Annotated in this window: 10 protein-coding genes; 5 read left to right on the top strand and 5 right to left on the bottom strand. The window is 60.1% G+C overall.

Going from position 1 to position 12,341, the window contains the following annotated elements; all coding sequences use genetic code 11:
• Nucleotides 1–119: 119 nt before the first annotated feature.
• Both AC02Y0_RS19155 and htpX read right to left on the bottom strand, forming a co-directional pair.
• A complete protein-coding gene (locus tag AC02Y0_RS19155) occupies nucleotides 120–1,508 on the bottom strand; it encodes an RsmB/NOP family class I SAM-dependent RNA methyltransferase (RefSeq protein WP_476380516.1) in 1,389 nt (462 codons plus the stop codon).
• Complete coding sequence (htpX, locus tag AC02Y0_RS19150; protein ID WP_476380514.1) at nucleotides 1,499–2,461, bottom strand: zinc metalloprotease HtpX; 963 nt, start codon at nucleotides 2,459–2,461, stop codon at nucleotides 1,499–1,501. The genes AC02Y0_RS19155 and htpX overlap by 10 nt, the downstream gene beginning before the upstream one ends.
• A 125-nt stretch (nucleotides 2,462–2,586) precedes the next feature.
• Between htpX and AC02Y0_RS19145 the strand changes: the two genes are divergently transcribed.
• Both AC02Y0_RS19145 and AC02Y0_RS19140 read left to right on the top strand, forming a co-directional pair.
• The gene (locus AC02Y0_RS19145) at nucleotides 2,587–2,793 is read left to right on the top strand and encodes a DUF1674 domain-containing protein (protein ID WP_476380513.1); all 207 of its coding nucleotides are present in this window, start codon (nucleotides 2,587–2,589) and stop codon (nucleotides 2,791–2,793) included.
• A 7-nt stretch (nucleotides 2,794–2,800) separates the two neighbouring features.
• Nucleotides 2,801–3,298, top strand: a complete 498-nt coding sequence (locus AC02Y0_RS19140; protein WP_476380511.1) for a thermonuclease family protein — start codon at nucleotides 2,801–2,803, stop codon at nucleotides 3,296–3,298.
• Between the two features lie 55 nt (nucleotides 3,299–3,353).
• Here the strand turns inward: AC02Y0_RS19140 and acs are convergent, their stop codons facing one another.
• Nucleotides 3,354–5,306 carry an acetate--CoA ligase gene (gene acs / locus AC02Y0_RS19135; protein ID WP_476380509.1) on the bottom strand — a complete coding sequence of 651 codons (1,953 nt, stop codon included), beginning with the start codon at nucleotides 5,304–5,306 and terminating at the stop codon, nucleotides 3,354–3,356.
• Nucleotides 5,307–5,539: 233 nt separating this feature from the next.
• Here acs and AC02Y0_RS19130 point away from each other — a divergent pair, with 233 nt between their 5' ends.
• Nucleotides 5,540–6,241: a DUF1013 domain-containing protein gene (locus AC02Y0_RS19130; protein ID WP_476380507.1), complete on the top strand. Its 702-nt coding sequence runs from the start codon at nucleotides 5,540–5,542 to the stop codon at nucleotides 6,239–6,241.
• Nucleotides 6,242–6,311: 70 nt separating this feature from the next.
• On the opposite strand, the gene AC02Y0_RS19125 is transcribed toward AC02Y0_RS19130, so the two are convergent.
• Both AC02Y0_RS19125 and AC02Y0_RS19120 read right to left on the bottom strand, forming a co-directional pair.
• On the bottom strand, nucleotides 6,312–8,249 hold the full coding sequence (locus AC02Y0_RS19125; protein WP_476380505.1) for a propionyl-CoA synthetase: 1,938 nt from the start codon (nucleotides 8,247–8,249) through the stop codon (nucleotides 6,312–6,314).
• A 110-nt stretch (nucleotides 8,250–8,359) separates the two neighbouring features.
• Nucleotides 8,360–9,019, bottom strand: coding sequence for a YggS family pyridoxal phosphate-dependent enzyme (locus AC02Y0_RS19120; protein WP_476380503.1), 660 nt, complete (start codon nucleotides 9,017–9,019; stop codon nucleotides 8,360–8,362).
• A 193-nt stretch (nucleotides 9,020–9,212) separates the two neighbouring features.
• Here AC02Y0_RS19120 and leuS point away from each other — a divergent pair, with 193 nt between their 5' ends.
• Together leuS and AC02Y0_RS19110 are read left to right on the top strand one after the other, a co-directional pair.
• Complete coding sequence (gene leuS, locus AC02Y0_RS19115; protein ID WP_476380501.1) at nucleotides 9,213–11,834, top strand: leucine--tRNA ligase; 2,622 nt, start codon at nucleotides 9,213–9,215, stop codon at nucleotides 11,832–11,834.
• Complete coding sequence (locus tag AC02Y0_RS19110) at nucleotides 11,824–12,339, top strand: hypothetical protein (RefSeq protein WP_476380499.1); 516 nt, start codon at nucleotides 11,824–11,826, stop codon at nucleotides 12,337–12,339. The genes leuS and AC02Y0_RS19110 overlap by 11 nt, the downstream gene beginning before the upstream one ends.
• The last annotated feature ends 2 nt before the right edge of the window (nucleotides 12,340–12,341 follow it).

Raw genomic sequence — 12,341 nt, 5'->3', positions numbered from 1 at the left:
GGTCCTCCGAACCCGATTTTCTGGGGCACGAAATTTCATGTCATACCGCCATGTCGCGGACATGCGGAGCGACCCGTGATGTCCACGCAGACTTGCCAACAGGTTTATTGAGATATTAGTTAAATTTTAGCAACGACCGCCGCGTAGAAACCGTCGAGGCCACCTTGATCGGCAAGCATCGCGGGCGTGGTCCGGAACTCGCCCTTCGGCGTGATCGCCGCCTCGAGCCCTGGCCAGTCCTCTGGAGCGATCGGCAGCAGGCGCAAATCAGGGAAGTCGACCAGCAGACGATCGATGATTTCTTCGCCCTCAGAGGGATCGATCGAACAGTTGGAAAACACGAGGCGACCACCCGGCTTCAGGAGTGTGACCGCGTGGCGAAGTAGCTTCTCCTGAAGAGCAGCCAGCTTCGCGATATCTGCGGCATCCTTGGTCCACAGGACATCGGGATGGCGACGCGTGGTGCCCGTGGACGAGCAGGGAGCATCGAGCAGGATCGCATCGAAGCTGTCCTCGGCACCGATGGTCAGAAGATCGACGCATCGGGTCTCGGCTGGCAGACCGAGCCGCGCCAGATTGCTTTCGAGCCGCTTGACCCGCGACTTGGACTGTTCGATGGCGACAACATCGCCCCCAGCCAGCACAAGCTGGGCAGTCTTGCCGCCGGGAGCGGCACAGAGATCGGCAACGCGCTTTCCGTGAAGATCGCCGAACAGCTTTGCCGGAATGGCAGCAGCGGCATCTTGAACCCACCAGACACCGTCCTCGAACCCCTCGAGGGTGGTAATCGCGCCGCGAAAACGATCAAGCCGCACAGTGCCGGTCGGCATAACCTGACCGCCCAGCCGTTCGGCCCAGCCGGCAGCATCGGATTTCACGGTAAGGTCGATCGTTGGCGGTTGGAGCTGCGAGGCAGCAATTGCCAACGCATGCTCCTGACCATAGACCGCTTCGAGCCGCTTCATGAACCAGTCGGGCATGCTGGGAAGATCGTCGACAGCCGCGAGCAGTTCCTCTTTTTCCCGCCCGATGCGCCGCAGGATGGCGTTCACCAGCTTGGCGAAACGACGGCTGCGCGGATCACCATTAGCCTGCTCCACAGCAAGATCGACGGCCGAGTGATCCGGGACATCGAGATAAAGCATCTGGGCGGCCGCAACGACCAGCAGGTGATGGAGGGAGCGCGCGCCTTCCGGCAGCGGGTTGTCGAGCATCCCTGCGATGATGGCGTCGATCCGCGGCAGATGACGCAAGGCGCTCTGGAGAATGGCCTTCACCAGACCGCGGTCAGCCTCGTTGAGCGGCAGATAGGCAGGGTTTCCATGCTCGGAATCGAGCATTCCGTCGAGCGATGTCTTTCGGTCGACAACCGCCGCCAGAATGCGTGTCGCGGCGATGCGCGCCTCAAGACCAGGCTTCAAAGGTTGCCGAGGCGCGCGCTCGCCGTAGCTCCTGCGTCCGGCCTGATTGTTTTTCGGTTTGCCCGTCGATCGATCGCTCAAGACCATGGTCCTTTGGGTGGTTCGGCTTTGCCGCGCCGCCAACCGGTGGTCGGAACGGAACGCGCCGTGCGCGTTGCCTTAACAGGGGCCTCCGGCGGCGTCGATCCCCCAGAGCGGATATCCGTCATAGCAAGAAGCGCTTCGATACGGTTTCGCGTGTTCGGATGGGTGGAGAACAGATTATCCATCCGCTGGCCGTTCAAGGGATTGATGATGAACATGTGGGCCGTTGCGGGATTGCGCTCGGCATCCATGTTCTCGATTTGCGAGGCATCGCCTGCGATCTTCTGCAGGGCGGAAGCCAGCCAGCGGGGCTGACCGCAGATCTCGGCCCCCCGTCGATCGGCCGCGTATTCGCGCGTCCGGCTGATCGCCATCTGAACCAGCATGGCGGCAAGCGGTGCCACGATCATGGCGATGATGACGCCGATGAAACCGAAGGGATTGTTGCGATCATCGCGGCCACTGGAAAACAGGAAGGCGAAGTTCGAAAGCATCGAGATGGCACCGGCGAGTGTCGCGGTGATCGTCATGGTCAGCGTATCGCGGTTCTCAATATGGGCGAGTTCATGTGCCATGACGCCAGCCACCTCTTCCGGTGTGAGGCGCTGGAGAAGACCGGTCGAAGCGGCAACCGCGGCATTCTGCGGATTGCGACCCGTTGCAAAGGCGTTCGGTTGAGGATTATCGAAAACATAGACCTTCGGCATCGGCAGACCCGCATTGCGGGCCAGATCCCGGACCATGATGTAGAATTCCGGTGCCGTCCGCTCATCGACCTCCTGCGCCCGATAGGCCCGGAGCACCATCTTGTCGGAATTCCAGTAGGAGAAGAAGTTCATGCCTGCCGCAACGACAAAGGCGATCATCATGCCGCCCTTGCCACCGATCAGGAAGCCGACGCCCATGAAGAGGGCGGTCATGAAGGCAAGCAGCATGGCAGTCCGCATGGTATTCATGGCGTGGTCCTCTCAAAGCAGCACTCAAGGCAATTCTATTGCCGTTTTCACCTGTTGATTTAAAAAGCGGCGACCCCAATTTCAATGTTTGCGCATGAAATGCCGTCTCAGCAAAGGACGATGTGATGTCAGAAGATCGTGAAGCCGATGTCAGCGTGGAAGAACAGCCACGTGAGTTGAGCCCAGCTGCGAAGCGGGCACTCGCGGAAGCGGAGGAGCGACGCCGCAAGGAGGCAGCCGCCGAGATGCCGCCTGAGATCGGCGGGCGCGGAGGTGCCGATCCCGCCCGATTTGGCGACTGGGAGATCAAGGGTCGTGCCATCGACTTCTGAGGAATAGTTGCCTATTGATTTGCGAGAGTTATCGGAATATGTTCCTATTATGTTCCGGTCAGCGCTCGCTTATGTGATGATTTTCCTTGCCTCGGCGGTTGCAGCGCCGGGACAGGCAGCCAGCCGACAGATCGAGGGGCCGATTCTGGCGCATCTCGTCAAGGTCGTGGACGGCGATACGGTGCTGGTTGAGGCCATGCCTTGGCCGGATCACAAGGTGAGCACCTATGTCAGGCTCCGCGGCATCGATGCACCCGAACTGAAATCGAAATGCCCAACATTCCGAAAAGCAGCCCTGCGCGCCAAGGAAGAACTGACTGACCTTATGGACGGGCAGGACGTTGTGTCGCTGACAGCCATCTCGGGCGACAAATATTTTGGCCGCGTGGTCGCTGATCTCACGCTTCAGGATGGAATGCGCCCGGCACAACATCTCCTCGATGAAGGTCTTGTCGAACCATACCAGGGACGATCGAAGAGCAAACGACCCTGCCCGAATGACTGAATAGGAAAGGGGCTCCCTTGCGGAAGCCCCTTTCTTCATTTTCTACGAAGAATGATCAGCCGATCTTGTTCTGCCGGTTGGCGATGAGATCGTCGACCACGGCCGGATCGGCCAGGGTCGAGGTGTCACCAAGCGCGCCGAAATCGTCCTCGGCGATCTTGCGCAGGATGCGGCGCATGATCTTGCCCGAACGGGTCTTCGGCAGGCCAGGCGAGAACTGGATCTTGTCGGGGGTTGCGATCGGGCCGATTTCGGTACGGACGTGTTTCACGAGGTCCGCGCGCAGCGCATCAGTGCCTTCATGACCCGACATCAGGGTGACGTAGCAGTAGATGCCCTGACCCTTGATGTTGTGCGGATAACCAACGACGGCCGCTTCCGACACGAGATGGTGCGACACCAGTGCCGATTCGACTTCTGCGGTGCCAAGCCGGTGACCCGAGACGTTGAGGACGTCATCAACGCGACCGGTGATCCAGTAGTATCCATCCTCGTCGCGGCGGCAGCCGTCTCCGGTGAAATACTTGCCCTTATAGGTCGAGAAGTAGGTCTGGATGTAGCGATCATGATCGCCGTAGACGGATCGCGCCTGGCCCGGCCAGCTTTCGGTAATGCAGAGGTTGCCGTCGGTGGCACCCTCCAGAACATTGCCTTCGTTATCGACCAGCTCCGGCTTCACGCCGAAGAACGGACGCGTGGCAGAACCCGGCTTGAGCGGAGTTGCCCCCGGCAGCGGCGTGATCATGATGCCGCCGGTTTCCGTCTGCCACCAGGTATCGACAACCGGCGACTTCTGCTCGCCGACGACATTGTAATACCACTCCCAGGCTTCCGGATTGATCGGCTCACCGACTGATCCAAGAAGGCGCAGAGAAGAACGATCCGACCGCTTCACGAAATCATCTCCGGCGCCCATCAGCGAACGGATGGCCGTGGGTGCCGTGTAGAAGATATTGACCTTGTGCTTCTCGATCACTTCCCAGAACCGACCCTGGTCCGGGAAGGTCGGAATGCCTTCGAACATCAACGTCGTGGCGCAGTTCGAGAGCGGGCCGTAGACGATGTAGGAGTGGCCGGTGACCCAGCCGACGTCGGCCGTGCACCAGTAGACGTCCCCATCGTGATAATCGAAGACATATTCATGCGTCATCGAGGCATAGACGAGATAGCCACCCGTCGTGTGCATGACGCCCTTCGGCTTGCCCGTGGAACCGGACGTGTAGAGGATGAACAGCGGATCCTCCGCCTTCATCTTCACCGGCGGGCATTCGGCTTTGACCGTGTGCACTTCCTGGTGATGCCAGATGTCACGGCCCGGCGCCCAACCGATCTTGCCGCCGGTGCGGCGTACGACCAGAACCTTGTTGACGATGACATACTGCTTGGCAGCAATGTCGATCGCGATATCGGTGTTTTCCTTGAGCGGCACCGGTTTGCCACCGCGCACGCCTTCGTCGCAAGTGATGACGAAAGTCGATTCACAGTCGACGATGCGTCCGGCCAGTGCTTCGGGCGAAAAGCCGCCGAACACGACCGAGTGAATGGCCCCGATGCGCGCGCATGCCAGCATGGCATAGGCGGCTTCCGGGATCATCGGCATGTAGATGGTGACGCGATCGCCCTTCTTCACGCCGTGCTTCTTCAAGACGTTCGCCATCCGGCAAACATGCTCGTAGAGCTCGTTATAGGTGATCTTCTTGTCGATATACGGGTTGTCACCTTCCCAGATGATGGCGGTGCGTTCCCCATGCGTCTTCAGGTGGCGGTCGATGCAATTATAGGAGACGTTTGTCAGCCCATCCTCGAACCACTTGATCGGGACTTTGCCCTTGAAAGACGTGTTCTTGACCTTCGTGTAAGGCTTGAACCAGTCGATGCGCTTGCCGTGTTTACCCCAGAATCTCTCGGGGTCTTCGATGCTTTCCTGGTACCATTTCTGGTACTTGTCATCATCGATCAGAGCGCGGACTTTTGCCGATTTCAGCACCGGATAGGTTTTGGCTGACATGAATTCCTCCTCATGTTGACGGGCCACAACTGGCGACCAGGACCGTCCTCCCCGGCCTATCGCCGACATACATAGCAGGTGCAACATGGCCAGCAATTAGACAAAGGTCATTCGCGACTTCGCGAATTGCAATTTCGTTACATAATCGCTATAAGGACGCCGAATTCCCGGAAATAGTGGTTTAAACCCACGGCCCGCGACAACCGGCGCGGACCCTCAGAAGGATTGTATCCATGGCCCAGACACTGCTCATGCCGAAGGCGACCGCCGTTTGGCTCGTCGACAATACCGCGCTGTCATTCGACCAGATCGCGCAGTTCTGCAAGCTGCACCCGCTCGAGGTGAAGGCTATTGCGGACGGCGAAGCAGCCCAGGGCATCAAGGGTCTGGACCCGATCGCAACCGGCCAGCTTTCGCGCGACGAGATCGCCCGCGCTGAGAAGGATGTGAACTACAAGCTGAAGATTTCGGAGCCGAAGGTTCGCGTGCCGGACTCGAAGCGTCGTGGTCCGCGTTACACGCCGGTCTCGAAGCGCCAGGATCGCCCGAACGCTATTCTCTGGCTGGTTCGCAACCATGCTGAACTCAAGGACGCCCAGATTTCCCGTCTCGTCGGCACCACCAAGTCGACGATCGAGCAGATCCGTGACCGCACCCACTGGAATTCTGCCAACCTGACGCCAATGGATCCCGTGACGCTCGGCCTCTGCAGCCAGATCGACCTCGACCTGGAAGTCGAAAAGGCCTCCAAGGGTCGTCCGCTGCCGACCGCTGCCGAACTCGGCGCGACCTTGCAGGCTGCTAGCGAAACCGAGAATGTCGGTTTCAGCTATGAGCGCGAGGAAGAGAAGGAAATTGACGCAAACGCCGTCTTCGCCAAGCTCCAGTCGCTGAAGTCCGACCGTCGCAACGACGACGAAGACGATCAGTACTGAGCTGCCTGATCGACGAATTCAGCCCCGGCCGCCCATGGCAGCCGGGGTTTTTTATTGTCTTGAAATCAGGTCACACGATAGCAGCTGTCTTCGCGACGGCAGGAACCTGCCCATGCGCCTGCAGGACGGCCGTAATCTCGTCCAGGATCGCGGGATCGTCGATCGTCGCCGGCATCTTCCAGGGCAGACCATCGGCGATCTTCTGCATGGTGCCGCGTAGGATTTTCCCCGAACGCGTTTTCGGCAGACGATCCACCATCAACACCATCTTGAAGGCGGCCACCGGGCCGATCTCGTCCCGCACCAGCTGAACGACTTCCTTGGCGATCAGGGCATGGTCGCGGTGCACGTTTTTCTTCAACACGAGGAAGCCGCAGGGGATCTGGCCCTTGAGCTCGTCGGCGATACCGATGACAGCGCATTCGGCCACATCGGGATGCATCGCGCAGACTTCTTCCATCCCGCCCGTCGAGAGGCGGTGGCCGGCGCAATTGATGATGTCGTCGGTGCGGGCCATGACGAAGACATAACCGTCCTCGTCGATAACACCGGCATCGGCCGTCTTGTAGTAGCCGGGGAATTCTTCGAGGCACGAGGTCCGGAAACGTTCGTCGGCATTCCAGAAGGTTACAAGGCAACCCGGGGGTAGCGGCAGCTTTGCGACGATGTTGCCGAGCGTGCCGGGGGCCACCGGATGGCCGGCGTCATCGAGAACATCAAGCGCGTAACCCGGCATAGCCTTGGTCGGTGATCCGTGTTTCACGGGAAGCAGACCGAGACCTGCCGGATTGGCGGCGATCGCCCAGCCCGTCTCCGTCTGCCACCAGTGATCGATCACAGGGATTTTGAGGATCCGCTCCGCCCATTTGAGGGTTTCCGGATCGGCCCGCTCGCCCGCGAGAAAGAGCGCGCGCAGCCCTGACAGGTCATAACGGGCGACATGGTCACCTTCGGGATCGTCGCGCCGGATCGCACGGAATGCCGTTGGCGCGGTGAACAGGACTTTGACATCATGATCGCTCACCACGCGCCAGAAGGTGCCAGCGTCCGGCGTCCCCACGGGCTTGCCTTCGAAGATGACTGTCGCGTTGCCGGCCAGCAGCGGGCCATAGACGATATAGGAATGCCCGACGACCCAACCGATGTCGGATGCCGCCCAGAAGACCTCCCCTGGCTTGACGCCATAGACGTTCTTCATGGTCCAGTTGAGGGCGACCATGTGCCCGCCATTGTCGCGCACGACGCCCTTGGGTTGGCCCGTCGTCCCGGATGTGTAGAGGATATAGAGCGGATCGGTTGCCGCCACCGGCACGCAATCGACTTTGGTCCCGTTGACCTTTTCCTGCTCGATCGCCTGGGCGAGATCCACATCGCCGTGCTCGTAGCGTAACGGCGCATGATATTGGTCACGCTGAAGGATCAGGCAGAAATCAGGTTTGACCTTGGCCATGTCGATCGCCTGGTCGAGCAGTGGTTTGTAGGGAACGATACGCCCCGGCTCAAGACCGCAGCTCGCGCCGATCACGACCTTGGCCCCGGAATCATCGATACGGGTGGCAAGCTCGTGCGCCGCAAATCCTCCAAAGACTACGGAGTGCACGGCACCGATGCGCGCGCAGGCGAGCATGGAGAAAACGGCTTCCGGGATCATCGGCATGTAGATGATGACGCGGTCCCCCTTGCCGACGCCATGATTGCGCAGCACGGCGGCAATCGCCGAGACCTCGGTCAACACGTCATCATAGCTATAGCGGGCAGTCTGCCCGGTCATCGGACTATCGTAGATGACCGCCGTCTCCGCCCCGCGCCCTGTCTCAATGTGGCGGTCGATGCAGTTGAAGCAGGTATTGGTCTCACCACCGGAAAACCAGCGGCCGTAGCTACCTTGTGAAGGATCGAAGACAACATCGGGGGCTTTGTACCAATGGATCTCCTCCGCCACGCCACCCCAAAAGCCCTCGGGGTTCGCTTTCCAGGAATCATAGATGTCCTGATAACTGTCGCGCATGTCGATCCTCCCGTGACAACGCTTCGGCTTTCGCCTTTACCGTCATTTTAGGATCGACGAAGGGAGGAGGGAAGAGAGACCAAAGCGCTATGCCGAAGGTCTAAGGCGACTTAACGTGTGCCAAAAATCGCCGAACCGACACGCACACTGGTCGCCCCGAAGCCGATGGCCGTCTCGAAATCACCCGACATGCCCATCGACAACTTCTCAAGACCGTTTTCCCCGGCGAGCTTTGCCAGAAGTGCAAAATGCGGGCCCGGGTTTTCATCGACCGGCGGGATGCACATCAGCCCCTCGATCTGCATGCCCAGTTCATCCCGGCAGAGCCCGACGAACGAAGCCACATCGTCGGGCGCGATCCCGGCCTTCTGCGGTTCAAGCCCCGTGTTGACCTGAATGTAGAAGCGAATGCTGCGCGCCTGGCGTTTCACTTCCTCTGCAAGTGCACGCGCGATCTTCTCGCGATCGACAGTCTCGACGACATCAAAAAGCGCCACGGCATCGGCGGCCTTGTTCGACTGAAGGGGGCCGATGAGATGCAGTTCGATGGCAGGTGTTTCAGCCTTCAAGGCTGGCCATTTGCCCTGCGCTTCCTGCACCCGGTTTTCACCGAATACCCGCTGTCCGAGTTGAATTGTCGGCCTGATATGCTCGGCATCGAAGGTTTTCGACACTGCAGCGAGTGAAACCGAATCCGGCTCACGACCTGCTTCTTCCGCTGCCTTCGCGATTTTGTCCCGAACGTCCTGAAGCCGCTCTTCAACTGACATGCCAAACCCTCGTTTTGATCTGCTCGATATCTGGCGTCACCAGAACTTTCTGCAAGGGGTTAATCGCAGCCTTGGACGATGGCAAGCGCAGGCGCGGAAAGGCCGCGCGAATGCCTCAAAAACTTGACGCTTGGCCGGTTTCATGATGAAGGTCGGCCCTCTCTTTTTGATGCTATTCCCGGAAATGCAATCCATGGCTACCGAACGTTACAATCCGCGCGACGCCGAGCCCCGTTGGCAGGTGAAATGGTCCGAAGACAAGGTCTTCGAGACGGACAATGCTGATCCGCGCGAGAAATACTACGTCCTCGAGATGTTCCCCTATCCGTCGGGACGCATCCATATGGGCCATGTCCGCAACTATGCGATGGGCGACGTTGTGGCTCGCTACAAGCGTGCCCGCGGCTACAACGTCCTGCATCCGATGGGCTGGGACGCCTTCGGTATGCCGGCCGAAAATGCGGCGATGAAGAACAAGGTTCATCCCAAGGCCTGGACCTATGAAAACATTGCCACCATGCGTGGTCAGCTGAAGTCCATGGGCCTGTCGCTCGACTGGTCGCGCGAGTTCGCGACCTGCGACGTCGACTACTACCATCGCCAGCAGCACCTCTTCCTGGATTTCCTGGAAAAGGGCCTCGTCTATCGCAAGAATTCCAAGGTCAACTGGGACCCCGAGGATATGACCGTGCTCGCCAACGAGCAGGTCATCGACGGGCGCGGCTGGCGCTCGGGTGCGCTGGTCGAACAGCGCGAACTGACGCAGTGGTTCTTCAAGATCACCGATTTCAGCCAGGATCTGCTCGACGCGCTCGATGAGCTCGACCAGTGGCCTGAAAAGGTCCGGCTGATGCAGAAAAACTGGATCGGCCGTTCTGAAGGCATGGCCGTGCGTTGGGAAGTGGCCTCCGGCAGCGCGGCTGGGGAAGTCACTGTTTACACGACCCGTCCCGATACCCTGTTCGGTGCGTCGTTCCTGGCGATCGCCGCCGATCATCCGATGGCGAAAGAAGCTGCAGCGCGTGACGAAGCCGTTGACGCCTTCTGCCATGAATGCCGTCATGCCGGCACGTCTTTGGCCGCGCTAGAAACCGCCGAGAAAAAGGGCATCGACACCGGTATCCGGGTAAAGCACCCGCTCGATCCGAGCTGGGAACTGCCGGTCTATGTCGCCAATTTCGTGCTCATGGAATACGGCACGGGCGCGATCTTCGGCTGCCCTTCCGGCGACCAGCGCGACCTGGATTTCGCCCGCAAATATGATTTGCCTGTGGTTCCGGTCGTCATGCCGAAGGACAGCGAGGCTGCAACCTTTGAGATCGGCGACACCGCGTTTACCGATGACGGCGTGATGATCAATTCGCGCTTCCTGGATGGCATGTCCACGACGGAAGCCTTTGAGGAAGTGGCCAAGCGCCTGTCCTCGCAGCAGCTGAACGGCGCGCCGCAGGGCGAGCGCAAGGTCAACTTCCGCCTGCGCGACTGGGGCATCTCCCGTCAGCGTTACTGGGGTTGCCCGATCCCGGTCATTCACTGCGATGATTGCGGCGTCGTGCCGGTCCCGAAGAAGGATCTTCCGGTCCGTCTGCCCGATGACGTCAGCTTCGACAAGCCTGGCAACCCGCTCGACCGTCATGCCACCTGGCGGCATGTGGCCTGCCCTTGCTGCGGCAAGGATGCCCGTCGCGAGACGGACACGATGGACACGTTCGTCGATTCCAGCTGGTACTTCGCCCGCTTCACCGCGCCGTGGGAAGACAATCCGACGGATCCGGCGGTCGCCAGCCATTGGCTGCCGGTCGATCAGTATATCGGCGGCATCGAGCATGCGATCCTGCATCTGCTCTATTCGCGCTTCTTCACCCGCGCGATGCGCGAGACAGGCCATGTAGGGATCAAGGAACCCTTCAAGGGTCTCTTCACCCAGGGCATGGTCGTGCACGAGACCTATAGCATCGGAGAGGGCCTGACGCGCGAATGGGTTGCCCCTGTCGATCTGCGGATCGAGGAAACCGACGGCGCGCGCCGGGCATATCTCCTGACCAATGGCCAAGAAGCGAAGATCGGCTCTATCGAGAAGATGTCGAAGTCGAAGAAGAATGTCGTCGACCCCGATGACATCATAGGCTCCTACGGCGCCGATACGGCTCGCTTCTTCGTTCTCTCCGACTCGCCGCCGGATCGTGACGTCATCTGGTCTGAAGCCGGCGTCGAAGGTGCGCACCGCTTCGTGCAGCGCGTCTGGCGCCTGGTCTCGGAAGCGGCCGACAGACTGAAGTCCGTCGCACCGAATCCGGCTAAGGAAGGCGAAGCGCTCGCCGTCTCGCAGATCGCGCACAAGACCCTGAAGGCTGTGCAGGGCGACTTGGACAAGCTTGCCTTCAACAAGGCGATCGCGCGCATCTACGAACTTGTCAACGCACTTGCCGCGCCGCTGACCAATGTCGCAGCAGGGCAGGGCGATACCGCCTATATTGCAGCCGTGCGCAACGCGGCCGAGATTCTCGTCCAGTTGATTGCGCCGATGACGCCGCATCTGGCGGAAGAGTGCTGGTCCATCCTCGGCAACGAAGGCCTGATTGCCAAGGCAGCCTGGCCGCAATTCGATGAAGGTCTGGTCGCTGAAAACGAAATTGTTCTGCCTGTGCAGATCAATGGCAAGAAGCGCACTGAATTGACAATCGCGCGCGACGCAGACCAGAATGCAGTTCAGGCAGCCGCACTCGCGCTCGATGCCGTGAAGACCGCGCTCAACGGTCAGGCTCCGAAGAAGATCATCGTCGTCCCGCTAAGGATCGTGAATATTGTCCTCTGAACTCAAGCCATCCACGGTGCTTCGGCGCTCGCTTCTGATCGGTGCCGCCCTGCTTCTGGCGGGATGCCAGGCACGTCCCCTGTACCAGGACGCCAATGGGGAAACCCGTGGCGCTCTGGCCGCCATTTCCTATTCGGAAGCAACCAGCCGCGTCGGGCTGGAGACGCGTAACCGTTTGATCTTCCTGACCAGCGGCGGCAAGGAATCGCAGACCCCCGAATACCGGGTCGAGCTGGTCGTCAGCGGCGGCGTCGAAGGTATCCTGCTCGACGAGGCTGCGGACACGCCAAACGCGGGTCGGGCAGCGATTGTCGGTACGTATACCTTGAAGCGCATCTCGGACGACACCGTCGTCAAGACGGGTCGCAGAACCGGTGTGGCGCTCTTCGACTATCCACGTCAGGAATTCGCCAAACTCCGTGCTGCGCGAGACGCAGAGACACGCGCCGCCCGTGAACTGGCCGAGTTCATTTACGCCGATCTCGCAATGGCACTTGGTCGCTGATC

The sequence above is a fragment of the Allorhizobium sp. nf9_anc genome (assembly GCF_056323085.1).
The sequence above is the reverse complement of the archived record's forward strand: the minus strand, read 5'-3'. Positions and strand labels throughout refer to the sequence as shown.

Excerpts from the sequence above, each read along its gene's own strand:
- AC02Y0_RS19155 (WP_476380516.1), bottom strand. The coding sequence starts at position 1,508 with ATGGTCTTGAGCGATCGATCGACGGGCAAACCGAAAAACAATCAGGCC.
- htpX (WP_476380514.1), bottom strand. The coding sequence starts at position 2,461 with ATGAATACCATGCGGACTGCCATGCTGCTTGCCTTCATGACCGCCCTC.
- AC02Y0_RS19145 (WP_476380513.1), top strand. The coding sequence starts at position 2,587 with ATGTCAGAAGATCGTGAAGCCGATGTCAGCGTGGAAGAACAGCCACGT.
- acs (WP_476380509.1), bottom strand. The coding sequence starts at position 5,306 with ATGTCAGCCAAAACCTATCCGGTGCTGAAATCGGCAAAAGTCCGCGCT.
- AC02Y0_RS19130 (WP_476380507.1), top strand. The coding sequence starts at position 5,540 with ATGGCCCAGACACTGCTCATGCCGAAGGCGACCGCCGTTTGGCTCGTC.
- AC02Y0_RS19125 (WP_476380505.1), bottom strand. The coding sequence starts at position 8,249 with ATGCGCGACAGTTATCAGGACATCTATGATTCCTGGAAAGCGAACCCC.
- AC02Y0_RS19120 (WP_476380503.1), bottom strand. The coding sequence starts at position 9,019 with ATGTCAGTTGAAGAGCGGCTTCAGGACGTTCGGGACAAAATCGCGAAG.
- leuS (WP_476380501.1), top strand. The coding sequence starts at position 9,213 with ATGGCTACCGAACGTTACAATCCGCGCGACGCCGAGCCCCGTTGGCAG.